The 24,169-nt window shown below is 70.6% G+C and carries 23 protein-coding genes; 7 read left to right on the forward strand and 16 right to left on the reverse strand.

The window, feature by feature from the left end:
* Position 1 precedes the first annotated feature (1 nt).
* On the reverse strand, positions 2-835 hold the full coding sequence (locus tag PO605_RS17850) for an AraC family transcriptional regulator (protein ID WP_047474474.1): 834 nt from the start codon (positions 833-835) through the stop codon (positions 2-4).
* Between the two features lie 70 nt (positions 836-905).
* Here PO605_RS17850 and PO605_RS17855 point away from each other — a divergent pair, with 70 nt between their 5' ends.
* Both PO605_RS17855 and PO605_RS17860 read left to right on the forward strand, forming a co-directional pair.
* Positions 906-1,568, forward strand: a complete 663-nt coding sequence (locus tag PO605_RS17855; protein ID WP_047474475.1) for an MSMEG_1061 family FMN-dependent PPOX-type flavoprotein — start codon at positions 906-908, stop codon at positions 1,566-1,568.
* Between the two features lie 28 nt (positions 1,569-1,596).
* Positions 1,597-2,001, forward strand: a complete 405-nt coding sequence (locus tag PO605_RS17860; RefSeq protein WP_047474476.1) for a hypothetical protein — start codon at positions 1,597-1,599, stop codon at positions 1,999-2,001.
* Positions 2,002-2,053: 52 nt separating this feature from the next.
* Here the strand turns inward: PO605_RS17860 and PO605_RS17865 are convergent, their stop codons facing one another.
* The 8 genes from PO605_RS17865 to cbiE form a co-directional block, all read right to left on the reverse strand.
* Entirely contained in the window at positions 2,054-2,407 is a 354-nt protein-coding gene (locus tag PO605_RS17865) for a hypothetical protein (protein ID WP_052195878.1), read from the reverse strand.
* A 616-nt stretch (positions 2,408-3,023) separates the two neighbouring features.
* Positions 3,024-3,536 carry an MgtC/SapB family protein gene (locus tag PO605_RS17870; RefSeq protein ID WP_016448386.1) on the reverse strand — a complete coding sequence of 171 codons (513 nt, stop codon included), beginning with the start codon at positions 3,534-3,536 and terminating at the stop codon, positions 3,024-3,026.
* Between the two features lie 114 nt (positions 3,537-3,650).
* Entirely contained in the window at positions 3,651-5,048 is a 1,398-nt protein-coding gene (locus tag PO605_RS17875; protein ID WP_017406579.1) for a chloride channel protein, read from the reverse strand.
* A gap of 275 nt (positions 5,049-5,323) precedes the next feature.
* Positions 5,324-5,653 carry a DHCW motif cupin fold protein gene (locus PO605_RS17880; RefSeq protein WP_013800515.1) on the reverse strand — a complete coding sequence of 110 codons (330 nt, stop codon included), beginning with the start codon at positions 5,651-5,653 and terminating at the stop codon, positions 5,324-5,326.
* A 63-nt stretch (positions 5,654-5,716) separates the two neighbouring features.
* Complete coding sequence (gene cobF, locus PO605_RS17885; RefSeq protein WP_047474477.1) at positions 5,717-6,514, reverse strand: precorrin-6A synthase (deacetylating); 798 nt, start codon at positions 6,512-6,514, stop codon at positions 5,717-5,719.
* Positions 6,511-7,389, reverse strand: coding sequence for a precorrin-4 C(11)-methyltransferase (gene cobM, locus PO605_RS17890; RefSeq protein WP_047474478.1), 879 nt, complete (start codon positions 7,387-7,389; stop codon positions 6,511-6,513). The genes cobF and cobM overlap by 4 nt, the downstream gene beginning before the upstream one ends.
* On the reverse strand, positions 7,386-7,883 hold the full coding sequence (locus PO605_RS17895; RefSeq protein ID WP_272206703.1) for a cobalamin biosynthesis protein: 498 nt from the start codon (positions 7,881-7,883) through the stop codon (positions 7,386-7,388). Before PO605_RS17895 ends, cobM begins: the two co-directional genes overlap by 4 nt.
* A complete protein-coding gene (cbiE, locus tag PO605_RS17900; RefSeq protein ID WP_272206704.1) occupies positions 7,880-9,082 on the reverse strand; it encodes a precorrin-6y C5,15-methyltransferase (decarboxylating) subunit CbiE in 1,203 nt (400 codons plus the stop codon). Before cbiE ends, PO605_RS17895 begins: the two co-directional genes overlap by 4 nt.
* Here cbiE and PO605_RS17905 point away from each other — a divergent pair.
* On the forward strand, positions 9,081-9,875 hold the full coding sequence (locus PO605_RS17905) for a cobalt-precorrin-6A reductase (protein WP_047473763.1): 795 nt from the start codon (positions 9,081-9,083) through the stop codon (positions 9,873-9,875). The genes cbiE and PO605_RS17905 overlap by 2 nt on opposite strands.
* Here PO605_RS17905 and cobJ read toward each other — a convergent pair.
* Genes cobJ through cobG form a run of 4 tightly spaced genes read right to left on the reverse strand, consistent with a single transcriptional unit; the run spans position 9,809 to position 13,275 of the window.
* Positions 9,809-10,642: a precorrin-3B C(17)-methyltransferase gene (cobJ, locus tag PO605_RS17910; RefSeq protein WP_052195858.1), complete on the reverse strand. Its 834-nt coding sequence runs from the start codon at positions 10,640-10,642 to the stop codon at positions 9,809-9,811. The two genes, PO605_RS17905 and cobJ, sit on opposite strands and share 67 nt — an antisense overlap.
* Positions 10,636-11,406, reverse strand: a complete 771-nt coding sequence (gene cobI, locus PO605_RS17915) for a precorrin-2 C(20)-methyltransferase (RefSeq protein ID WP_016452704.1) — start codon at positions 11,404-11,406, stop codon at positions 10,636-10,638. The genes cobJ and cobI overlap by 7 nt, the downstream gene beginning before the upstream one ends.
* Positions 11,396-12,025 (reverse strand): precorrin-8X methylmutase, encoded by a 630-nt coding sequence (locus PO605_RS17920; RefSeq protein WP_047473762.1) that lies wholly within the window; start codon positions 12,023-12,025, stop codon positions 11,396-11,398. The genes cobI and PO605_RS17920 overlap by 11 nt, the downstream gene beginning before the upstream one ends.
* Positions 12,025-13,275 (reverse strand): precorrin-3B synthase, encoded by a 1,251-nt coding sequence (gene cobG, locus PO605_RS17925; protein WP_272206705.1) that lies wholly within the window; start codon positions 13,273-13,275, stop codon positions 12,025-12,027. Before cobG ends, PO605_RS17920 begins: the two co-directional genes overlap by 1 nt.
* Positions 13,276-13,520: 245 nt before the next feature.
* Here cobG and PO605_RS17930 point away from each other — a divergent pair, with 245 nt between their 5' ends.
* The 3 genes from PO605_RS17930 to dsbG all read left to right on the forward strand — a co-directional run bounded on the left by PO605_RS17930 (position 13,521) and on the right by dsbG (position 17,512).
* Positions 13,521-15,284 (forward strand): methyl-accepting chemotaxis protein, encoded by a 1,764-nt coding sequence (locus PO605_RS17930; RefSeq protein ID WP_272206706.1) that lies wholly within the window; start codon positions 13,521-13,523, stop codon positions 15,282-15,284.
* A gap of 18 nt (positions 15,285-15,302) precedes the next feature.
* The gene (locus tag PO605_RS17935) at positions 15,303-16,436 is read left to right on the forward strand and encodes a FecR family protein (protein ID WP_047472030.1); all 1,134 of its coding nucleotides are present in this window, start codon (positions 15,303-15,305) and stop codon (positions 16,434-16,436) included.
* Positions 16,437-16,909: 473 nt separating this feature from the next.
* On the forward strand, positions 16,910-17,512 hold the full coding sequence (dsbG, locus tag PO605_RS17940; protein ID WP_047472029.1) for a thiol:disulfide interchange protein DsbG: 603 nt from the start codon (positions 16,910-16,912) through the stop codon (positions 17,510-17,512).
* Here the strand turns inward: dsbG and PO605_RS17945 are convergent.
* The 3 genes from PO605_RS17945 to PO605_RS17955 are packed head-to-tail and all read right to left on the reverse strand — an operon-like array spanning position 17,458 to position 23,368.
* Positions 17,458-18,957 carry an efflux transporter outer membrane subunit gene (locus PO605_RS17945; protein WP_272206707.1) on the reverse strand — a complete coding sequence of 500 codons (1,500 nt, stop codon included), beginning with the start codon at positions 18,955-18,957 and terminating at the stop codon, positions 17,458-17,460. The genes dsbG and PO605_RS17945 overlap by 55 nt on opposite strands.
* 5 nt (positions 18,958-18,962) lie before the next feature.
* Positions 18,963-22,112: a multidrug efflux RND transporter permease subunit gene (locus tag PO605_RS17950; RefSeq protein WP_272206708.1), complete on the reverse strand. Its 3,150-nt coding sequence runs from the start codon at positions 22,110-22,112 to the stop codon at positions 18,963-18,965.
* Positions 22,113-22,138: 26 nt separating this feature from the next.
* Complete coding sequence (locus tag PO605_RS17955; protein ID WP_272206709.1) at positions 22,139-23,368, reverse strand: efflux RND transporter periplasmic adaptor subunit; 1,230 nt, start codon at positions 23,366-23,368, stop codon at positions 22,139-22,141.
* Between the two features lie 137 nt (positions 23,369-23,505).
* On the opposite strand from PO605_RS17955, the gene PO605_RS17960 reads away from it, so the two are divergent.
* Positions 23,506-24,072 carry a TetR/AcrR family transcriptional regulator gene (locus tag PO605_RS17960; protein WP_017407101.1) on the forward strand — a complete coding sequence of 189 codons (567 nt, stop codon included), beginning with the start codon at positions 23,506-23,508 and terminating at the stop codon, positions 24,070-24,072.
* Positions 24,073-24,169: the final 97 nt, after the last annotated feature.

A 24,169-nucleotide genomic window follows, 5' to 3' on the forward strand; every position in this document is an offset into this window, starting at 1 on the left:
CTCAGCTTGCACTCGCCCCCAACCTCCCCCGGTACGCCGCAGGCGTCTCCCCGAACGTGCGCCGGAACAAGCCGATGAAGGCGCTGGCCGTGGCGTAGCCCAGGTCCAGCGCGATGTTCGTCACCGGCGCGCCGGCGGCCAGCATCTCCAGCGAGCGCATCAGCCGCGCGCGCTGGCGCCAGGCGGTGAAGCTGAAGCCCGTCTCCGACACAAAGCGCCGGCTCAGCGTGCGCGAGCTGACCGCGGCCCAGCGCGCCCAGGCCTCCAGGTCGCGGGCATCGGCCGGGTCGGCGATCAGTGCGCGGGCGATGCGCTGCAGGCGCGGGTCTGCGGGCAGGGGCAGGCCCAGGGGCTCCACGGGCAGGGTGCGGATCTCGTCCAGGATCACCGCCATCACATGGGCGCGGGCCTGGTCCGCCGAAGGGCCTGGTTGCACGGGCTGCGTTGTGGGCACGCCTTGCTGCCATCCCCAGCCGGCGGCGCGCAGCACGGCCTCGCGCAGCAGGCCCGAGGTGCGGATGGCGCAGGGCCGCTGCGGCAGGTCGGCGCAGGCCGGCTCCGCCACGTAGACGCTCCAGCCGTGGAAGGGACCATGGGAGCGGCCCGAATGCAGCTGGTGCGGCGGCAGCCACACGGCATGGATGGCGGGCACCACCCAGACCGCGTCTTCCACGCCCACCGACAGCAGCCCGCGCAGCGAGCCGAACAGCTGGCCGCGCGCGTGCCGGTGCGGCTCGGAGGCCAGCTCCTCGTCCTGACTGCCCACGGCTGCGATCAGCACGGGGCCATCGGCACGGTTCACATGGCTGACGAGTTCAAGAATGGCATCGGGCATGGCGTCTTTGAGCTATTTGTTGGCTGATCCAGTCTACAGCCGCCAATGCCTTTGTTCTTACGCTTGTGCCATGCACACAGACAACACCGCCCTTGCAGAGCCGCCAGGCCCGGCCATCGACCTGGACTCGCTCTACGCCGCCCCGGCAGAAAGAATCCAGAAGGCCGTGCGCGACCGCCTGTCCGACTTCCACGAGGCCTATCTGCGCCAGGCCAGCTTCTTTTGCCTGGCCACGGCCGGCGAACGCGGCCTGGACGCCTCGCCGCGCGGCGGGCCGCCCGGCTTTGTGCAGGTGCTGGACGAGCGCACCGTGGCCTTTGCCGACTGGCCCGGCAACAACCGCATCGAATCCCTGCGCAACCTGCAGGCCGATGACCGCCTGGCCATGCTCTTCCTGTTCCCGGGGCTGGACATCTTCCTGCGCATGAACGGGCGCGGCCGCATCTCCACCGACCCTCATCTGCTGCAGGAGCTGAGCGAAGGCCGGGGCACGCCCAAGACCGCCACCGTGGTGCTGGTCGACGAGGTGCTGCTGCACTGCGGCAAGGCCATCCACCGCTCCGGCCTGTGGAACCCGTCAAGCCAGCTGGACCGCACCGCCCTGCCCACCGTGGGCCAGATGATGGCCGCCCTCACGCAGCTGGCCGATGCCACGGCGCCCGCCATGGATGCCGCCCAACAGGAACAGGCCGACGCCCACTACGCCCATGCGGTCAGGCACGACCTGTACTGATGCCCTGCTTTTTCCCAGGAACCATGACATGCTGATCGATACCTCCCGCTTTCCCCTGGTCTACCTGCGCGAACCCGAAGCGCAGGCACCTGCAGACGCAGGCAGCGGCAATGACGCATCGGCCGAAGCCCAGATCGAATCCCTGCTCGACCAGGGCCGGCACTTCGTGCTGCTCACCGACCACCTGCCCGGCGACCACCCCGAGGAAAGCCACGAAGAACGCAAGCAGCGCGCCCTGTTCTTCAAGCGCAACCGCGAACGCATGCGCCAGCTGTGCCGGGGCATGGTCGTTATCACGGGCGACCGCGCCGTGCCAGCCGCCCTGCGCCTGGCCGTGCAAGGCATGGGCAAGGCGCTGGGCATGCGGGTTGCGTTCGTGCAGGGGGAGGATGAGGCGCAGGTCTGCTCGTGGGAGCTGCTGGCCAGCGCCTGAGCAGGCGCCGATGCCCTCGGCGCGCGCACCTGGCCCGGTGCACGCTGCGGCGCTAAGCCGCCGAATCCCGCAGGGCCTGCGCCACGCGCGCCTCATCGGCTGCCTTCTCGGCCTCGCGCAGCCGCCGTTGGGCCAGATTGCGGTACGTGCTGCCTGCCGAGATCGCCTTGCTTCTGGAGCAGTCGCCCGTGAACAGGGCGTTGTGGCGAATCATCTTCAAGGCCTCGGCCACCACGTCCAGCCGCTGGCAGCCCTCCGGCGTCTCCAGCCACTTCAAGGCCATCTGCGCCGTGGCCGAGATCTCGGCGCAGCCCTCATCCACCAGCTTGTGGATCTCGGAGATATCTCGCGTCAGCCGCTCGATCCTGGCGGCCGAGGTCTTGGCCTGTTCCTTGGTCTGCTTCATGGCTGCGCCCTCCGTGCGAAGTGGCGCAAGGAGTGCCCCAGTTGAAGGGGTGACAAGGTATGGAAAAGACCGGCCGAAGTGACTGCGGTCATGAAAAAGCCTGCGATACCAGTGAACTGGGCGCAGACCAAGGGGTGAGAAACGGTGATCATCGTTCCGTGCTCCGGTAAGGGACAGAACTCGCTTTCGGGGAGGCTCAACCGCTGTGTATTGGTGTTCTTACGCACCAGCCCCGGGACAAGGGGCCGACGCAGATGATAGAGGCTTCCGAGGCCAAACTACGCGATCACACCACTCAACTACCTGGGCAACGACCTGTCCAACCCCGCCTGCAACCGGGAAACGCGCCTGAACAGCTTTGCGCTGGGCGACACGGTGTCGCTCATGGGTAGCCGCACGCTGGTGGTGGCCGGCGTACGCCGACAGAGTGGATTTCCAAAGGCATGCGTGCATGGCCAGGCAAAGCCATGCTCGAACGCGACTGCCCATCGGGAATTGGCCAACGCTTCGCAAGCTTCACTGCCTGGGTTCGTGATGTTTGCCATGTTCGCGCAGCACGAACATCGGGAAAAAGCGAACAAAGCCTCAATACCAGCCTGCAGGCCGCAGCCCGCCCTCAGGTCTCGCGCGGCTTGGTGTCCGGCTCCGCGTCATCGTGCGGGGGCGGCGCACTGACCACATGCGGCAGCATCACGAGGATGACGATGGCCAGCAGCGTGGCCAGCAGCGCGATGGCTTCGCGCCCCAGGCCGCAGGCCACGCCGATGGCGGCCGTCATCCAGATGCCGGCGGCCGTGGTCAGGCCCTGTACCTGTTCCTCGGAGTGGCGCTTGATGATGGCGCCCGCGCCCAGGAAGCCCACGCCGGCCACCACGCCCTGGATCACGCGGCTCATGTCGGCAATGTCCATGCCGCCGCGCTCGGGCACCAGCACGAACAGCGCCGCGCCCATGGCCACCAGCATGTGGGTGCGCAGGCCGGCGGCCTTGCCCTTGTGTTCTCGCTCGTAGCCGACGATGCCGCCCAGCAGGGCCGCCAGCAGCAGGCGCACCATGACGCGCGTGACCTCGGCCGCATCGGGCAGGCTGGAAAATTCCTCGACCAGGGTGTTGGCCACTTCCTCCCACATGGCGCGTTCCTTTCCTTGGGTTTGCGTCCGGACTCAGGAAGGGAGCATGGCGTGGCGTGCAGCACACCCAGGCCATCGGCATTCGCCATTGGCTGTCAGCCAAGCGCGCCCGCTTCAGGCGCCTGCGGGCTTGTCCTGGTCCTTCGGGGGAGAGGCCTGCTCGGGCACCGGTGCGGGTGCCGACGCAGGAGCAGGAGCAGGTGCGACCACCATGCTCAGCATGTGCTGGGCCAGCGTCTCGTACAGCGGCCGGGCCAGCATGCGCGAGACCAGGCTGGCCAGCATGGCCGCCGCCATGAGGCTGAGCACCATGGAGTGGCCGTCCACCATCTCCATGACGATGATGAAGGCCGTCAGCGGCGCCTGTGTCACGGCGGCCAGGAAGGCGGCCATGCCCATGGCGATGAGGGCGGGCGCGATGTCTGCGCCCATGAGGCCGGCCACGTTGTGGCCCACGCCCGCGCCAATCGACAGCGACGGCGCGAAGATGCCGCCTGGCACGCCCACCCAGGCCGACAGCCAGGTGGCGATGAACTTCAGGGTGACGTAGAACGAAGGCACGTCGGCCTGGCCCGCCAGCATGTGCTTGACGGCTTCTGAGCCCGCGCCGAAGGTGGCGCCGCCCGTGACCATGCCGATGACGGCGATCACCAGCGCGACCGCCGCCGCGAAGCGGATGGGAAAGCGCGCGCGCAGCTGGTTGAGCCGCTCGGGCGCGCGGGTCAGCGAGGCGGCCAGCAGCTTGGCGAAGAGGCCTCCCAGCACGCCGCAGGCCAGGGTCACGCACAGGCCGGGCAGCAGCGCGTCCCAGGTCAGGTGGGGCACCTGGATGCGGCCGAAATAGCTGAGGTTGCCGAAGGCCGACACGCCCATCAGGCCGGCCAGCACGATGGCCGCGATGATCAGGCCGCTGGAGCGCGACTCCAGCTTGCGCGACAGCTCCTCGATGGCGAAGACCACGCCGGCCAGCGGCGCGTTGAAGGCCGCCGCAATGCCGGCCGCGCCGCCGGCCACCAGCAGCGCATGGTGGCTGATGCCCGAATGCGGGCCGAACCAGCGCCGCGCATGGTGCATGACACCGGCGGCCACCTGCACCGACGGCCCCTCGCGCCCGATGGACAGCCCCGCCGCAAAGCCTGCGCTGGCCAGCGCCATCTTGGCGAAGGACAGCCACAGCGACACGAAGCGCCCGCGCTGCGTGGAGTCCAGCGCCGGGTCCAGCGTGGCGATCACCTGCGGAATGCCCGATCCCGCCGCACCCGGCGCCCAGCGCCGCGTGAGCCACACGGCGCCCGCCGTGACGGCAGGCATCCACAGCAGAACCGCCCAGCCGCCCTGCCAGTGGTAGATGCTCTCGAAGAATTCGAAGCCCGCGTCCGCCATCAGCGTGAAGGCCACCACGCACAGCCCGGCGGCGGCGGCATAGGCCAGCACGATGGTGCGGTCCAGCCAGCGCCTGCCGTCCCGGAATTCCTGGTTCAGGTTGTGGAGGAAGTCGGGTTCTTGCTGCATCGCGTGAAGAGGCTGGGCGAAAGCTCTTCATTGTGCACAAGCCCGGCCACAGGGGCTGTCGCCATCGGCAATGCCTACTTCGCCGCTGAGTTGATGGCCGATGACTGTGTACCTGGAGAGCCGTCCGTCAGGCATTCCACCCCCCGGGCATGGGCACCCTGGCAACCCGTGCCGTACGCCACTCAATGACGGCACGTTTGCGCAGCTCTCGCCCGCGCCGGCGCGAACCTGTCGCAGACCTGCAGCGCGCTGCCGTGCCGATCGTGCCTGCAGGTTCAGTCCACCACGAAGAGCCTGGCGCCCTTGGGCGAGCGCGAGCGGTGCGGCTCGGCGTTGTCCGCCACCTGGTAGCTCATGCCGGGCGTCAGCGTGAAGCGGCGGCCGTCCGCCAGTTCGGTCTCCAGCTCCCCTTCCAGGCACAGCAGCACATGGCCCTTGGTGCACCAGTGGTCGGAGACATAGCCGGGCGTGTACTCCACCGTGCGCACGCGGATGTTGCCGAAGTTCTGCGTGCGCCAGAACGCCTGGCCGGCCTCGGCCGAATGCTCGGTGGGCGCCACGGCGGCCCAGTCGGTGGTGTTGAAGGGGATGTTGTCCATCTGCATGGCGGGATTCCTTGATGAAGGGGGTGTGCAGTGTGGGGGCCGGCGTCGGCAGCAGCCTCGGCCTCAGTCCCCGCGCCGCAGCAGGTAGATATCCATGATCCAGCCATGCCGCTCGCGCGCTGCGGCGCGGGCCTGCACGATGCGCGGTGCCGCCTCGGCCAGCGGGCCGCTGTCCAGCATCTGGCGGTCCATGCCCAGGTAGGCAGCCCACCAGATGTGCAGGCCGTGGGAGGGCAGCTCGGTGAAGCTGCACTGCCCGTCCAGCATCACCACGGCCGTGTCCACGCCGGGCGGCCAGCCCTGCTCGCGCAGCTGGCGGCCCGTGGTCACCACGAAGGGCTGGCCTATGCCGTTGAGCGCAATCGCATGCGCGGCGCACAGCACCTGCATGGAGCTGATGCCCGCCACCACGCGCACGCTGTGCGGCGCCGGCTGCATGCGCGCGGCAATGCGCAGGGTGCTGTCGTACAGCGCCGGGTCGCCCCAGACCAGCAGGGCGACCTGCAAGGGCTGGCCGGGGCTGCGCGGCTGCAGCCCCTCGTCCAGGGACCGGGTGATGGCCGCCTGCCAGCAGCGCGTGATGGCCGCATGCCATTCATCGACCTGGGCCAGGTAGTCGTCGCCCACGCTGCGGCGCACGGGCATGTCGAAGCCTTCGATGCGCGGGCCGGGCGCAGTGAGCACGGCATCGCACAGGTCGCGGCGCAGGGCGGCGAGTTCGGCCTTGTCCTCGCCCTTGTGCGGCAGCAGGATCAGGTCGGCGGCCTGCATGGCGGCCTGGGCTTCGCGCGTGAGGTGGTCGGGGTTGCCCGTGCCGATGCCGATCAGGCTCAGCGCCACGGGCGGCAGGGCTGCGCTCATGGGGCGGGGTTCCCGAGGGGCACGTCGATCACGGTGTCGCTCACGGTGTCCCTCAAGGTATCCCTCGCAGTATCCAGCGTGGCATTCGCATGCACATCGGTGGCGGGAAAGCGCGGCTCGGTGCCCAGCGGGCGGTAGCGGCGGTCGTAGTCGGCCGCGTAGAGGCGGCTTTCGCCGAAGTCCTCGGCCTGCAGGCTGCGGCCCACCAGGATCAGGGCCGTGCGCTCCATGTGGGTGGCCACGGCATCGGTCAGGCCGCCCACCGTGGTGCGCACCACGGTTTCGTCAGGCCAGCTGGCGCGCCAGACGATGGCCACGGGGCAGTCGGCGCCGTAGTGCGGCAGCAGCTCGGACTGCACCTTGGCGGCCACATGGATGGACAGATGGATGGCCAGCACGGCGCCCGTGGCCGCAAAGGCGGCCAGGTTCTCGCCCTCGGGCATGGCCGTGGCGCGGCCAGAGGTGCGCGTCAGCACCACGGACTGGCACAGGCCGGGCAGGGTCAGCTCCGCGCCCAGCGTGGCAGCGGCGGCCGCGAACGAGGGCACGCCGGGCGTGACGGTGTAGGCAATGCCGGCCTCGCGCAGGCGGCGCAGCTGCTCGCCCATGGCCGACCACACGGACAGGTCGCCCGAGTGCAGGCGCGCCACGTCTTCGCCACGCGCCTCGGCGGCCTGGATCTCGGCCACGATGTCGTCCAGGCTCATGGATGCGGTGTTGACGATGCGCGCGCCCGGCGGGCAGTGCGCCAGCAGCTCGCGCGGTATCAGCGAGCCTGCGTACAGGCAGACCGGGCAGGCCGCCATGAGGTCGCGCCCGCGCACGGTGATCAGGTCGGCGGCGCCGGGGCCGGCGCCGATGAAATGCACGGTCATGCCGTTGCTCCTTGGTTCTTGGCCTGGCTGGCGTGGGCCAGGCAACAGTTCAGAGGTCCGCCCTGGCCCACGGCCAGGGCCAGGGTGGCGCTGCCATCGTCCGCCACCAGGCGGGTCACGCTCAGGGCGGAGTGCGGGCCTGCTGCGGCCAGCGCCGCCGCCTCGGCCACGCTGCCCGTGCCATAGCGCGCCAGCATGCGCGGCGACTGCGTGACCACGGGCTGCCCAGGCAGTTGCCCTGGCGGCACGCGCACCAGAACGGCCATGGGCACGACAGCCGCCATCCAGGCGGCCAGCGCCGGGTGGCCGGCCTTGGTGTCCAGCACGGCCACGGCGCAGATGGGCTGGGGCGCGCAGGCGCCTGCGTCTGCGCTTTCCGGCAGCTGCGCCTGCGCCCGCTGCCACAGCGCCTGCAGCGCATGGGGCAGTGCGTCGGTGTGCAGGCCCAGGCCCAGCACGCCGCAGCGGTGGGGGATGGCTTCGTCCGGGTTCACCGCTGCCAGCTCCACTGCACCAGCGGCCGCGCAGCCTTCCAGCTGCGCATGCGGCCCAACGGCTCGGCGCTGGAAATCTCCAGCCGCAGCAGCTGGCCGCCGTGCTCGGCCTGCAGTTGCACCAGCAAGGCCTCGGTCTCCAGCGTCACGGCATTGACCACCAGGCGGCAGCCCGCGGGCATGAGGGCCTGCAGGCATTCGAACAGGGCCGCGTCAAAGCCCCCGCCCACGAACACGGCCTGGGGCCGGGCCAGCGCCTGCAGCCCGGCCAGCGCCTCTGGCGCCACGCCCTGCACCACGCGCAGCCGCGCCTGCAGTCCGAAGCGCCGGGCGTTGAGGCGGATGTTGTCCGCACGCGCCGCATGCTGCTCCAGGCTGATGGCCGAGCCACCGGCCAGGCACCACTCCACGGCCACCGAGCCCGAGCCGCCGCCCACATCCCACAGGCATTCGCCGTGGCGCGGCGCAAGAGCCGCCAGGGTCAGCGCGCGGGCCGGGGCCTTGGTGATCTGGCCGTCGTTGGCGTACCAGTGATTGGGCCGGCCCGGCACCAGCGGCAGGGCCGCACCGCCCTGGGCGAGCACGGCCACGGCCACGGGCGCGCAGGCAGGGTCGGCGGCCAGGGCCTGGGCGGCTTCGGCGGCGCGCCATGCGCGGCGGCGCTCGCGCGGGCCGCCCACGGATTCCATGACCTCCAGGCGGCTGTCGCCCCAGCCTTCCTGCACCAGCCAGTCCGCCAGTGCGGCCACGGCGGCGCCATCGCGCAGCAGCACCAGCGACTGGCGGCCTGGCGACAGGTGCGGCAGCAGCTGCTCCACGTGGCCGGCGTGCAGGCCCAGGCAGACCGTGTCTTCCAGCTTCCAGCCCAGACGGGACGCCAGCAGCGAAAATGTCGAGGGTTGGGCGTGGCAGCGCCACTCCTGCGGCGCCAGATGCGCCGCCAGGCTGCCGCCCGCCCCGAACCAGAACGGATCGCCCGACGCCAGCACCACCGTGGGCCGGCCACGGCAGGCCAGCACGGGCGCCACGTCAAAGGGCACGGGCCAGGGACGGCCCCGCTCGCCGGCATCGGCCAGCGCCAGGTGGCGCGGCCCGCCAAAAACGGTCTCGGCCGCGTCCAGCGCGCGCAGTGCGGCGGGTGCGAGGCCGTCCAGGCCGTCTTCGTTCAGGCCCACCAATGTCAACCAGGGATCAGTCATGCCCCATGTTCTCCTGCTGGGCGGCACCAGCGGCGCCAGCCAGCTGGCCCAGGCCCTGCACCGCGCCGGCATTGCCGCCGTGTTCTCGTATGCGGGCGTCACGCAGTCGCCCGTGGCCCAGCCCCTGCCCACGCGCGTGGGCGGGTTTGGCGGCGCCCAGGGCCTGGCGCAATTCCTGCGCGGGCAGGCCATCAGCCATGTGGTCGATGCCACCCATCCGTTTGCCGCACAGATGAGCCGCAATGCCTGCGAGGCCTGCGCCGCCACCGGCACGCCGCTGCTGGCGCTGGAGCGCGAGCCCTGGCAGGCCAGTGCCGGCGACGCCTGGATCGACGTGCCCGACATGCAAGCCGCCGCTGCCGCCCTGCCCCAGGCAGCCGCCCGGGTGTTTCTGGCCGTGGGCCGCAAGCAGCTTGCGGCCTTTGCGGGCCAGCCGCAGCACCACTACCTGCTGCGCCTGGTCGATGCGCCCGAGCCCGGCAGCCTGCCCCTGCCCCACACCACGGTGGTGCTGGGGCGCGGTCCTTTCAGCGCGGAAGACGATGAAGCCTTGCTGCGCACGCACGGCATCGAATGGCTGGTGGCCAAGAACGCAGGCGGCGAGGCCACGCGCGGCAAGCTCGATGCCGCGCGTGCCCTGGGCCTGCCCGTGGTGATGGTGCAGCGCCCGGCGCTGCCGCAGCGCCAGCGCACCGGGTCGGTGGCTGCGGTGCTGCACTGGATTGCTCATGGCGTGCTGCCGACAGCACCGCCCGCGCCGCCAGCACCGTCCGCGCCGCCATCCATGCCGTAGTGGCGTGGCGTATAGACCCAGCGGCCCACGCGGCGCGTGGCGCTGTTGCCCACCAGGACCACGGTGCGCATGTCGGCCATCTCGGGCGTGGCCTCGGCCAGCGTGCATACGTGCAAGTGTTCCTCGGGCGTGGACACGGCGCGCGCGAACACCAGCAGGCGCTGCGGCTCGCAGCGGGTGCGCAGCAGCTGCAGCAGGCGCACAAAGCCTTCGGGCCGGCTCTTGGAGCGCGGGTTGTAGAAGGCCATGGCGAAGTCGGCCTCGGCCGCCAGTTCCACGCGCCGCGCGATCACCGGCCAGGGCTTGAGGTTGTCCGAGAGATTGATGCAGCAAAAGTCATGGCCCAGCGGCGCGCCGGCCCGCGCGGCGGCGGCCAGCATGGCGGTGATGCCGGGCAGCACCTGGATATCGAGCGCCTGCCAGGCGGCGGCCTGCACCGCATCGGCGGATTCCATGGCCTCGAACACGGCCGACGCCATGGCGAACACGCCCGGGTCGCCCGAGGACACCACGACCACCTGCCGCCCCTGCGCGGCCAGCGCCAGCGCCTGACGCGCGCGCTCCAGCTCCACGCGGTTGTCCGAGGCATGCCAGGCCACGGCCTGGCCCTGACCCGCCTGCGCCAGCAGGGCCTGCGCGCGGGACACATAGGGCAGGTAGCCGACCACATCGTCGGCCGCGTGCAAGGCGGCTGCGGCTTCGGGCGTGATCTGGTCCAGGGCGCCCGGACCCAGCCCCACCACCGTCAGGCGGCCGGCGCTCACCATGCGGCCTCCGGCCGGCGGCCCTGGCCGTGCACGAGCACGATGGCGAAATAGGGGCAGGCGTCGTCGGACACATCGCCCAGGCGCGCGACCTGCTCGCTGTCCGTGGTGCCGTTCTGCACCAGCCAGGCGGCCTCCAGCCGGCCCGTGCGCTGCAGGGCGCGGCGGATGCGCGGCAGGTTGCGGCCGACCTTCATGACCACCAGGGCCTCGGCCGTCTGCATGCGGCGCACCAGCTCGTCTTCCGACAGGGTGCCGGTCATCACGCTGAGCACGTCGTCGCCCCAGGTGATGGGCTCGCCCGTGGCGTGCCAGCAGCCCACCATGCCGGGGATGCCGGGCACCACGTCCAGCGGCACCTGGCCGCGTTCGCGCAGCCGGGTATACAGATGCATGAAGGAGCCGTAGAGGAAGGGGTCGCCCTCGCACAGCACCACCACCTGCCCGGTCTGCGCCAGCGCTTCCAGGCGCAGGCACCAGTCGTCGTAGAAGCGCGCCAGCAGGTCCACATAGGCGGGGCTGTCCACGGGCAGCTCGGTGGTCACGGGGTATTCCATGGCGTGCTCGGCAGCCCCTTGGGCCAGCAGGCCGTCCACCAGCTGGCGGGCCTTGCCGGGCCGGCCCTTCTTGCGGAAGAACGCCACCTGGCGGGCGCCGCGCACCAGGCGGTCGGCCTTGACGCTCATGAGTTCGGGGTCGCCCGGGCCCAGGCCCACGCAGACAATGCCGGGCCCACCCTGGCTGGGACGCGGCTGCCTACTCGACATGGCTGGCCAGTGCGTTGATGGCGGCCACGGTGATGGCCGAGCCGCCCAGCCGGCCATGCACGGCCATGCAGGGCACGGGCAGGTCCTGCATCAGCGCCTGCTTGGATTCCATGGCGCCCACAAAGCCCACGGGGCAGCCGATGATGGCGGCCGGCCGGGGGCAGGCCGGGTCCTGCAGCATGTTGAGCAGGTGGAACAAGGCCGTGGGCGCGTTGCCGATGGCCACCACGGCCCCGGCCAGGTGCGGGCGCCACAGCTCCAGCGCGGCGGCGCTGCGCGTGTTGCCCATGTCACGGGCCAGTGCGGGCACGCGCTCGTCCTGCAGCGTGCAGATGATGGGGTTGGCGGCGGGCAGGCGCGAGCGCGTGATGCCCTCGCTGACCATGCGCACGTCGCACAGCACGGGCGCGCCGTGTTGCAGGGCCTGCGCGGCGGCCTCGGCCATGCCGGGCGAGAAGGCCACGTGCGGGGCCAGCTCCACCAGGCCGGCGGCGTGGATCATGCGCACCACCACGCGTTCCTCGACAGGCGTGAAGCGTTCCAGCGCCGCCTCGCGGCGGATGGTGGCAAAGGACTGCCGGTAGATCTCGGCGCCATCGGTTTCGTAGCGGTGCAGCATTATTCTTTTGAAAACAGCAATCCCGGATTGTCTCGCACCGAGGCCAGGGTCCGCTGCTCCTGCGCCCTATCCCCGGCACGGCCGTGGCGCACTACGGAATAGACAGGGCCTTCGCCCTCGTCTTCACCTTCGGCCCGCAGCACCACCGTGGCCGGCGCCTGCCGCGCGCAGCCCTTGGCGCATCCGGTCACATGCAGGTGCGCGCCGTGGGGCACCTGCGGCGCCAGCTCCAGCGCCAATGTCTGCGTGGGACCCAGGGCCTGGGTGCAGCCCGGCGCGCCGGTACAGGCGGATACGCGCAGGCGCGGGTCATGGGCGTGGGTGATCCAGTCAGCGGCGTTGTTCAGCCCTGCAGCCGCCCACCAGCGGGGCATGGCGGCACCAGATTCCGCGTTTTCGTCTTCCACCAGCAGCATGCGCCAGGGCGTCACACGCAAAAAGGCCTGCTCAGGCAAGGCGCGCACCAGCCGCGCCAGCGCCACGGCCGGCAAGCGGCCCAGCGGCGCGCCCAGCAGCCAGCCCACGCCGGGCACGGCACCGGGCGCCGGTCCTTCGTCGTGGGCCGGGGTTTCTGTCTCCACCCAGTCCAGTCCGGGGGGCGGCTGCAGTTGCGCCGCCACCGCGGCCATGCGCCCGGGCCGCAAGCCCTGGGCGCGGCGAAGGACGGCCTGACCGGCAAACCAGCGCGCCAACGCCAAGCCTGCGGCCACGGCCTGGCCTGCATCGGCCACGGCCAGCACGTGGTTGCGTCCGTCAGGCTGCACCAGCCAGCCGGTGGAGGTGCGCTGCAGGCGGATATCGGCGGACACGCCGGCCAGCCGGCCCGGCGCGCCTTCCACCGACCAGCCGAACTTGGCGGGCAGGCCGGCCAGGTCGTCGGCCGCATCCAGCGCCTGCTGCAGGGCCTGGCCCAGCGCATGGACAGCCTCCTGCGGCCGGCACAGCGGGTCGATCACCAGGTTGCGGCGGCGCTCGCGGCCCGCGTCGGCGTCCAGCAGGCCCACGGCCGCCAGGGCGCGCAGCACGGCGGCGTGCCGACCGGGTGCAATGCCGCGCAGCTGCACATTGGCGCGGCTGGACAGCTCCAGCACGCCAGTGCCATGCACCCAGGCCAGGCGCGCCAGGCGCCGCGCCTGGGCCACCGTCAACCGCCCCAGCGGCGGACGCACGCGCACCACCAGCCCATCGCCGGAGGCCATGGGCTGCCAGGCACCGGGGCACCAGCCTTGTATGTGGGGAGGGGTATGCATGGGATGGGGACCGACTGTAGCGCCGACGCAGCCTGTCCCGCAGGGGCAGCACCCGCAGGCGGTCAAGAAATGCGGGCTTTGTTGATCCAGCCTGCATGGGAAGCGCAGCGGTGACGCTGAACCGATGCCTCGTCTGAATTTGTCACTTCTCATGGAAATTTAACAATTTTCAAAGGGCCTTTATCAAATTAATCACTTATTCTTTGATAAAAACTGATACTTGCACCATCTACCTGGAAAGCGCCATGAATCTCCGCACCTGGACCGTCAAGACCAAGCTCTACGCCGCCTTCACCGCCCTGGCTCTGCTGGTCGCGCTGGTTTCCGTATCCGCTCTGCAGGCGCTGGACGATGCCAACCGCAACCTGACCCGGTTCGTCGATGGCGTGAACGCCCGTGCCCAACTGGCCGAACAGGTGCGCGCAGCCGTGGACAGCCGTGCCATCGCGGCGCGCAACCTGGTGCTGGTGAACACGCCAGCCGACCTGGAGCTGGAAAAAGCGGCCGTGTACGCCGCCCATGCCGAGGTCAAGACCCGGCTGGACCAGCTCAAGGCCCTGGTGGCCACGCCCGGGGTGGGCGAGGAGGCACGCGCCCTGGTCGCCCGCATCGACCAGATAGAGCAGCGCTACGGCCCGGTGGCGCTGGACATCGTCGCGCTGGCGCTGCGCCAGCAACGGGACGAGGCCATTGCCAAGATGAACAGCGAGTGCCGGCCGCTGCTGGCCCAGCTGATCGCGGCCACCGACGAGTACAGCCGGCTCACGCGCCAGCACGCCCAGGACATGGTGGCGCAGGCCACGCAGTCCCATGTGCAGCAACGCAACATGCAGATCGGCATGAGCGCGGTCGCCTTCGTGCTGGCCCTGCTCATGGGCCGGCTGATCGCACGCGGCCTGACACGCGCGCTGGGCGCCGAGCCTGCCCAGCTCGGTGAAGTCGCCCGCCAGATCGCCGACGGCAACCTCGACCCCGGACTGCTGCGCAGCGAAGCGCCCGCCGGCAGCGTGCAGGCCTCGCTCAACGCCATGCACCAGAGCCTGGCCAGCGTGGTCAGCGATGTGCGCGACAACGCCGACAGCGTGGCCATGGCCAGCGAGGAAATCGCCAAGGGCAACGCCGACCTGAGCCGGCGCACCGAGCAACAGGCCAGCGCGCTGCAGGAAACCGCAGCCTCCATGGACGAGCTGTCCTCCACCGTGCAGCAGAACGCGGACAACGCACGCCAGGTCAACCAGCTCGCGCGCGGCGCCAGCCAGGTGGCGGTCAAGGGCGGCGCCGTGGTGCAGGAGGTCGTGGGCGCCATGCAGGACATCCATGCCAGCTCGCGCCAGATCGGCGACATCGTGGGCGTGATCGACTCCATCGCCTTCCAGACCAACATCCTGGCCCTGAACGCCGCCGTCGAGGCCGCACGCGCCGGTGAACAGGGCAAAGGCTTTGCCGTGGTGGCCGCCGAAGTGCGCACCCTGGCCCAGCGCAGCGCGCAGGCCGCCCGCGAGATCAAGCAGCTCATCACTGACAGCGCCACGCGCGTCAGCCAGGGCGCGGAGCTGGCCGACCAGGCCGGCGCCACCATGGCCGAGGTGCTGCAATCCATACAGCGCGTGACCGACCTCATGGGCGAGATCAGCAATGCCAGCGACGAGCAAAGCGCCGGTGTGGCCCAGGTCGGGCAGGCCATGAGCCAGATGGACCAGGTCACGCAGCAAAACGCCGCCCTGGTGGAGGAAAGCGCGGCGGCGGCCTCCAGCCTCAAGTCCCAGGCCCAGCGCCTGGTGCAGGCCGTGGCCATCTTCCGCCTGGGCGACCAGGGTGGCGCGGCGCAGCAGCCGCGTTTGCAGGCGCCGCTGCCGGCGTCCGTGCCCACGCGCGCGGCTACGGCATCCGCGCTGGCGCCGGCCAGGCCGGCACCGGCACGACCCGCAGCTGGCGCGCGCCCTGCAAGCCCTGCACGCCTGGCTGCGGCCAAGCCGTCCGCCGAATCGCAGGACTGGACCAGCTTCTGAAACCGGCAAGCCGCACGCATGCGCCGCCACCGCTCCTGCACCGCGCCCCTGGACAAGGCTGCGCAGGTGCGCGAACTGGAAGAGTTCTTCCGCGGGCAAAACCCCATCGACCTCGCTGCGGCCGACTGGCACACGCGCATGGAGCAAGGCCTGACCGCCGAGGAAGAAGCCGAATTCACCGAATGGCTGGCGGCCAGCACGGCGCACGAGGCCGCCTTGCGCCACCTGGGCCAGAGCCTGGCGGCCGCGCGGTCCATTCCCCCCGAACAGGTGGCGCGCCTGCGCGCGGAGCAGGCACGCCGGCGCTCGCAGTCAGCGCCTCACGCACGCCCGGAACCGGCCACGCAGCGCCCGTCCTCCGAAGAGCGCCAAGGCTGGAACTGGTCCCGCCTGCTGCCGCGACCTGCCCTGGCGGCCCTGTGCTGCACGGTGGCCCTTGCCCTGGTCCTGGCCGTGGGCGTGGGCTGGCACCAGTGGCAGCAGCAGCCCACCTTCACCAGCAGCCACCTGACCCCACGCGGCCAGGCCAGGACCATCACCTTGCCGGATGGCACCGCACTGTCCCTGGATGCCGATACCCAGGCGCAGGTAACTCTGTACCGCGACCGGCGCGAGGTGCGCATCACGCAAGGGCAGATCCTGTTCGCCGTGGCACCCGACAGCGCCAGGCCCTTTCATGTGCTGGCCGGCCCGGCGCGCGTCACCGTGGGCGGCACGCGGTTTTCCGTGCGCTATCGCGCCACGGGCATGGAGGCGGGCAGCGCCCAGGTGGCCGTGCAGGAAGGCCATGTGCGCGTGGCCGGTGCGCAAGGCGCGGCAACGCCTGCCGACCTGGTCGCTGGCCAGGCCCTGAGCGTGTCGCCCGCAGGCGTGCTCGGTCCGGTGTCGGCTGTGGCGCCCGGCAGCATTGCGCTGTGGCGCAAGGGACTGATCCGCTTCGAGAACACGCCCCTGGCCGACGCCCTGGCCGAGCTGGAGCGCTACGGACAGACCGGCCTGGTGGTGCACGACCCGGCCGTGGCGGCTCTGCGCATTGGCGGCACCTACCAGGCCAGCCGCCCCGCCGAGTTCGCACGCATGCTGGCCCAGATCCTGCCCGTCACTCTGGTGGCCGGGCCCGATGGCCAGACCGAGATTGCCGCTGCGCCCTGAGCACGGAGGCGGGACCGGCCCCCGCTTTCAAAAAAATTCGGCCGCAGGGGTGCAGTTCTGAAAAGCTGGAGCGTCTTCATAGGTAGTGGGTTTCATTTCCATCCATGACTGCCATGCAAGACCGCTACCGCTTCCAAGACTGCCTGCCGCGCCGGGCGCAAGCCCTCCCCCACCCTGCCCCGCTCGCCCTGGCTGTCTGCAATGACGACTGCCCAGCACCGATGCGCAGCATCTGCAAGGGTGTCAATGACAATCGGCGGCGTGCGAAGCCCATGGGCTGCAACGCAGCGACAGCGGCGCGTGGTCGGTCGGCCGTCGTGTGCGAGATTGCCGCAAGCGATTTCCTGGACCGATGGAACGCGTCGGATGCACTCCGACTCACACCGTCCGCCGCTGTTGCCGCAGCACCAGGCGTTGCACGCTTGCCGCGCAGCGCCGCACCCTCATTCATCCAACCGTTCCAAGGAGTTCCCATGCATCTTCAACGCACCGTCCTTTTTGCAGGCATGGCTGCCAGCCTCTTTCTGGCAGCAGGACGGGCAAGCGCCGCAGAAGGTCCTGCCACGGCCCAGGCGCCCCAGGCCAAGGCCCAGGCCGCCAAGCCGGCGGGCGACACCGTGCAGGCGCAGCTGGAGGCCTCCAACTGGGTGCCCGACGGCAAGGCCGATGCGCCGCGCGTGATCTATACCTTCACCGACCCCAACTGCAAGTACTGCCACAAGTTCTGGGAGGCCGCACGCCCCTGGGTGGACGCAGGCAAGGTGCAGCTGCGTCACATCCTGGTGGGCGTGATCCGGGACGACAGCCCGGCCAAGGCCGCCGCCATCCTGCAGGCCCCGGACCGCGCGGCCGCACTGATGGAGCACGAGAAGAAGTCCGCCCAGGGCGGCATAGCGCCCGCCTTCAGCGTCAGCCCCGACGTGCGCAAGGCGCTGGAGGCCCACCGCAAGCTGATGATGTCCCTGGGCTTCCGTGGCACGCCGGGCATCGTGGTGATCGACAGCCAGGGCGGCACCAAGAGCTATGGCGGCATGCCGCGCGATGCGGCCTTGCCGGAGGTGTTCGGGGCGCTGTGAGGCGGCGGCGCCGTCCAGCTGCCGCCCAGCACGCGGAACAGCTGGGCCAGCGCCAACTGCCGCTGGGTCACGGTATCGATGTAGGCACTTTCATTGGCGAAGGCGTTGCGCTGTGCGTCCAGGTAGCGCAGATGGTCGTCCACCCCCGCCTGGTAACGGGCCTGCGCCAGCCGCAGGCTTTCGCGGCTGCTGTCGCGCAGCGCCAGGCGCGCGGCTTCCTCGCGGCGCAGCGTGTCGGTGGCGGCCAGGGCGTCGGCCACTTCGCGGAAGGCGGTCTGGATGGCCTGCTCGTAGGCTGCCACGGCCATGTCCTTGCGCAGCACGGCCAGGTCGAGGTTGGCGCGGTTGCGCCCCCCGTCGAAGAGGGGCAGCGTGACCTGGGGAGTGAACGACCAGGCGCGCTGGCCCGAGCGGAACAGGTCGGACAGATCGGCGCTGGACGATCCCAGGAAGCCGGTGAGCGAGATGCGCGGGAAGAAGGCCGCGCGCGCCGCACCAATGTCCGCGCTGCGGGCGCGCAGCCGGTGCTCGGCCGCCTGGATGTCGGGCCGGTGGATGAGCAGTTCGGAAGGCGTGCCGGCCGACAGGTCCTGCAGCAGCAGGGGTACGTCGGACGACTTTGCCGGCTGTGCAGACCCTGCGGACTGTGCGGACAGGTACGGCCCCAGATCCTCCACGCCCGTCAGCAGCAGCAGGGCGTTGCCGGCCTGGCGCAGCTCGCGTTCGCTGCGCTCCACGTCGGCGCGGGCCTGGGCGGCCAGGCCCAGGGCGTCCTGGTGGTCCAGGGCCGTGGCCGTGCCCGCCTGGCGCCGCTGCGCGGTCAGGCGCAGCGAGGATTCACGGCTTTGCAGCGTGCGCTGCGCCAGTTGCAGCCGGCGCAGGGCCCCGTCGCGGGACAGGTAGGCCTGCACCACTTCGGCACCCAGGCTGATGCGGGCGGCGCGCGCGGCCTCTTCGGTGGCCAGGTACTCGCCCAGGGCGGCTTCGGACAGGTTGCGCACACGGCCGAACAGGTCCAGTTCGAAGGCGGCCAGCCCCAGGCCGGCCTGCCAGCTGCCCTGCACCTGCGGCTGGCCCGTGGCATTCATGTCGCCCGGCAGGCGCTGGCGCGTGCCGCCGCCCTGCAGGCCCACGCCCGGCAGGCGGTCGGCGCGCTGCACCTGGTACAGGGCGCGTGCCGCCTCCACGTTGAGCAGGGTCTGGCGCAGGTCGCGGTTGTGGGCCTGGGCCAGGTCCACCAGCTGGCGCAGCTGGCGGTCGGCGATGAAGCTGTTCCAGTCCAGCGTGGCCGCCGACGAGGACAGCACGGGCGCGGCATCCTGCTGCGGCCATTGCGTGGGAATGGGCGCCTGCGGACGCTGGTGGACCGGGGCGAGGGAGCAGCCCGCCAGCACCAGGCTGGCGGCCAGCGCACACAGGGCGCGTGGGAAGAAGTGCATGGACATGGCGCTTACTCGATGGGGGTTGCCGGGGCCTGCAGGGCAGGCGGGGTGCCGGCCGGCGCCTTGCGCCGGAACAGGGACAGCACCCAGACGAAGAAGACGGGAACGAAGACCACCCCCAGCAGCGTGGCCGACAGCATGCCGCCGATCACGCCAAAGCCGATGGCGGCCTGGCTGGAGGCGCCCGCGCCCGAGGCCAGCGCCAGCGGCACCACGCCCAGGATGAAGGCCAGCGAGGTCATGACGATGGGCCGAAAGCGCAGCCGCGCCGCCTGCAGCGCGGCCTGCGCCAGGCTGTGCCCCTGGGCATGCAGGTCCCTGGCGAACTCCACGATCAGGATGGCGTTCTTGGCCGCCAGGCCGATGATGGTGATCAGGCCCACCTTGAAGTACACGTCGTTGGACAGGCCCACGGCCGAGGTGGCCAGCACCGATCCCAGCGCGCCGATGGGCACGATCAGCATCACGGCGGCGGGAATGCTCCAGCTCTCGTACAGGGCCACCAGCAGCAGGAACACCACCACGATGGCCAGCGCGAACAGCTTGGGCGCCTGGGCACCGGCGGCTTTCTCCTGGAAGGACAGGGCCGTCCACTCGTAGCCTATGCCGCGCGGCATCTCGGCCATGATGCGTTCCAGCTCGGCCATGGCCTCGCCCGTGGTGTGGCCAGGCCTGGCGTCGCCCGAGATGCGGAAGGCCGGATAGCCGTTGTAGCGCGAGATCTGCACCGGCCCGCTTTCCCAGCGCACCGTGGCAAAGGCCGACAGCGGCACCTGCTGCCCGCCGGCGTTGGGCACGTGCAGGCGCAGGATGTCCTCGGGCCGCGCGCGGGCCTGGGCATCGGCCTGCACCACCACGCGCTGCAGGCGGCCCGCGTTGGGGAACTCGTTGATCACGGCCGAGCCGTAGGCGGTGGACAGGGCCGTGTTGATGGCGCTGAAATCCACGCCCTGGGCCTGCGCCTTGCGCCGGTCGATGTCCAGCCGCAGCTGGGGCGCATCCTCCAGGTTTTCCATCATGGCGTAGGCAATGATGGGCGAGGCATTGGCCTTGGCCAGCAGTTGGTCGCGCGCGGCGATCAGCGCCTCGCGGCCCAGGCTGGCGCGGTCCTGCAGGCGCAGCGCAAAGCCGCCGGAGTTGCCCAGGCCGTCGATGGGCGGCGGGTCCACGGCCATGACGGTGCCGTCGGACAGGCTGGCAAAGCGCTGGTTGAAGGCCTGCACCTCGTCCCACGATGCCTGCCCGGCGCCGCGCACCGACCAGTCCTTGAGCGTGACGAAGGCCAGGGCCGCGTTCTGCCCCATGCCCGAGAAGCTGTAGCCCATCAGGAACTCGGCCTGGGCCGTGGCGGGGCGGCTCTGAACATAGTCCTCCATGTCCTTGACCATGGCCTTGGTGCGCTCCGTGGTGGCGCCCGGCGGCAGCTGCACGCCGACGATGTAGTAGCCCATGTCCTCGTAGGGCACGAAGGATTCGGGCATGCGCGTGTACGCCACGCCCAGCCCGGCCACGATGGCGGCATACACCAGCATGCAGCGCCCGGCGCGGCGCACCAGCCGCTGGTTGAGCAGGTCGAAGCGCTCGGTCAGCGCCGCGAAGCGGCGGTTGAACCAGCCGAAGAAGCCCTTGCGCTCGGCGTGATGGCCCTTGGCAACGGGCCTGAGCAGCGTGGCGCACAGCGCGGGCGTGAAGGTCAGCGCCAGCAGGCCCGAGAACAGGATGGACACGGCCAGCGACAGCGAGAACTGCCGGTAGATCACACCCACCGATCCGCTCATGAAGGCCAGCGGCAGGAACACGGCCACCAGCACCAGGGTGATGCCGACGATGGCGCCCGAGACCTGGTGCATGGCCTTGACCGTGGCCGCCAGCGGCGACAGACCCTCCTCGGCCATGAGGCGCTCCACGTTCTCCACCACCACGATGGCGTCGTCCACCAGGATGCCGATGGCCAGCACCATGCCGAACATGGTCATCATGTTCACCGAGAAGCCCAGCGCATACATCACGCCCAGGGTGCCGGCCAGGCATACCGGCACGACGATGGTGGGGATCAGCGTGTAGCGCAGGTTCTGCAGGAACAGCCACATCACCAGGAACACCAGCGCCACGGCCTCCACCAGGGTCTGGATGACCTTGCCGATGGCCACTTCCACGAAGCGCGAGGTGTCATAGGGCACGGCGTACTGGATGCCGGCGGGGAAGTTCTGCGACAGCTCGGCCAGGCGCGCCTTGACGGCCTTGGCGGTCTGCATGGCGTTGGCCCCGGGCGCCAGCTGCACGGCGGCGGCCACGCCCTGGCGGCCGTCCTCGCGCGAGGAAAAGCTGTAGTCCAGCTGGCCGACCTCCAGCCGCGCCACATCGGCCAGGCGCACGGCCGAGCCATCGGCCCTGGCACGCAGCACGATCTGGCCGAACTCCTCGGGCGAGGCCAGCGTGCCCTTGACGGCAATGGTGGCGCTCAGCTCCTGGCCGGGCCCTGCGGGCGAGGCGCCAAAGCTGCCGGCCGGCACCTGCGCGTTCTGGGCGGCGATGGCCGCGTTCACGTCCGCCACCGACAGGCCGTAGCCCAGCAGCTTGTTCGGATCGACCCAGACGCGCATGGCCACATCGGCCGCGAAGAACTGCACCTTGCCCACGCCGGGCACGCGGCGGATCTCGTTGCTGATGTTGCGCACGGCGTAGTCGGACAGGGCCACCTCGCTGTTGCTGCCGCTGCCGTCCTTGTAGGTCAGCGAGTAGATCATCAGGAAGTTGGCGCTGGCCTGCTCGACCTGCAGGCCCATCTGCATCACGGACGCGGGCAGGCGCGCCTCGGCCTTCTTGATGCGGTTTTGCACCTCCACCTGCGCCAGCGCGGGCTCGGTGCCCGGGGCGAAGGTGGCCGTGATCTCGGCCATGCCCGTGGAGCCGCTGGAGGAGTCGAAGTACAGCAGCCCCTTGGTGCCGTTCAGCTCCTCCTCGATGACGCTGGTCACCGACTCCATCACCGTGGTGGCGGAGGCCCCCGGATAGTTGGCGGTGATCGAGATCTGCGGCGGCGCCACGTTGGGAAACTGGGAGACGGGCAGTGCCGGTATGGCCAGCAGCCCGGCGAGCATGATGAAGATGGCCACCACCCAGGCGAAGTTGGGGCGGTTGATGAAGAACTTGGACATGGTCTATTCCTTGGGCACGCGCCGGCTCAGTCGCTGGACGTGGCGGAGCTGCCGGAGGCGCTGAAGGTGCCGGACAGCCCCGCCGTAGGGGAGGCCGCGGCATCGGAAAGGGCCGTGACCTGAACCCGCGCCCCGGGCTGCAGGCCTGCCATGCGGCCCACCACCACGCGCTCGCCGCCCTTCAGGCCTGCGCTGATCTGCCACTGCGCGCCATGCATGGCCGCGGTCTGCACGGGGCGCATCTGCAGCGTGTCCTGGCCGTCCACCACCAGCACGTGGGCCTGCCCGTCGGTGCTGCGCCGCACGGCCCGCTGCGGCACCAGGATGGCGGCAGGGTCCACGCCCTGGCCCACGGTCACGCGCACATACATGCCGGGCAGCAGCATGCCGTCGCGGTTGTCGAAGCGCCCGCGCAGCGACATCTGGCCGGTGCCGCGGTCCACCGTCACATCCGAGAACAGCAGTTGCCCCGTGCGCTGCAGGCCCGTGCCGTCCACCTTCAGGGAGACCGGCGTGCCGTCCTTGCCCGCCGTCTGTGCCAGGCGGCCCTCGGCCAGGGCCGCGCGCAGGCGCTGGGCTTCGGCCACGGGCTGCTGGAAGTCGGCATAGACCGGGTCGAGCTGCTGGACCAGCGCCATGGGCGTGGCCTCGCCCTGGCCCACCAGGGCGCCCTCGGTGACCAGCGCACGGCCGATGCGGCCCGCGATAGGCGCCCTGACCGTGGCGTATTCCAGGTTCAGGGCGGCCGCCTGCACCTCGGCCTGGGCGGACTGCCGCGCGGCCTGGGCCGCCTGCAGGCGGGCCTGCATGGCCTCGAAGTCCTGGCGGCTGACCGCCTCCTGCGCCACCAGCGGCGCGTTGCGGCCGACCACGGCACGCGCATCGAGCAGGGCCGCCTCGGCGCTGGCCAGCTGGCCCTGGGCGCGGGACAGGGCGGCGCGCAGGGGCGCCGGGTCGATCTGGAACAGCACCTGGCCGGCCCGGACGTCGGCGCCTTCCTCGAAATGGCGGCGCAGCACGATGCCGGCCACCCGCGCACGCACCTCGGCCACGCGCACGGGCTCGATACGGCCCGGCAGCTCGCTGGACAGGGCCAGCGGCGCGGGCTGCACGGTGACGGCCTGCACCACGGGCAGCGCATCACCCGCTGCGGCCGGAGCCTCGTTGCGGCCGCAGCCCGCTGCCAGGACGGCCAGGGCGGCCAGCACCAGGGCCGCCAGCGGCAGGCCACGTCGCTTGTTCAGACGCATGCTCATGTTCACAACCTGATTGAGTTCGATACAAAGGCCGCGATGGTACACATCCGAATCAAATGAGTCAACATCGATTCATTTGATGCTTTAAAACATCAACAGATAAAATCCATGCACTTTCCAAGGAGGCATGACAAGCGATGACGAGCACCAAGCAAGAGGACGAAGGCAAGCTGCTGGGCGCACTGGCACTGGCGCTGCTGGACGATCCCAAGGCCAATCTGCAGGAGCTGGCACGCGCCATCGGCATCAGCAAGGCCACGCTCTACCGCTTCTGCCCCACGCGCGACCAGCTCATCGACCGGCTCATAGGGCATGCGGCCGACACCCTGTCGCGCGCCATGCACGCGGCCGAGCTGGAGCGCCACGCGCCGCTGGAGGCGCTGCGCCGCCTCACCGCCCACTGCCAGGACCACCAGACGCTGCTGCTGTTCCTGATGTATTTCTGGCGCTCCGACATCTCGGTGGTCGGCCAGATAGAGAGCGAATGGGTGGCGGCCATGGATGCCTTTTTCCTGCGCGGCCAGCAGGCCGGCGTGTTCCGCATCGACATCACGGCTGCGGCCATGACCGAGCTGTGGCTGTCCATGGTCGTGGGGCTGCTGGATGCGGAGCGGCGCGGCCGTGTTGCGCGGGCCAGCGTGGCGGCCGTGATGGAGCAGGCCTTCCTGCACGGCGCCCTGCAGCCCGGCGCACCGGCTGCGTAGCGCGCCGGGCGCCGATGGGGAAAACCGAGGTGATGAATGATGGTCATGCACTGCTTTCAATCGATGAAGGCAGCCATGGAATGGATTCACATCAATG

Origin of the sequence: Delftia sp. DT-2, assembly GCF_028401915.1 — a bacterium.
Classification (GTDB): Bacteria; Pseudomonadota; Gammaproteobacteria; order Burkholderiales; family Burkholderiaceae_C; genus Comamonas; species Comamonas tsuruhatensis.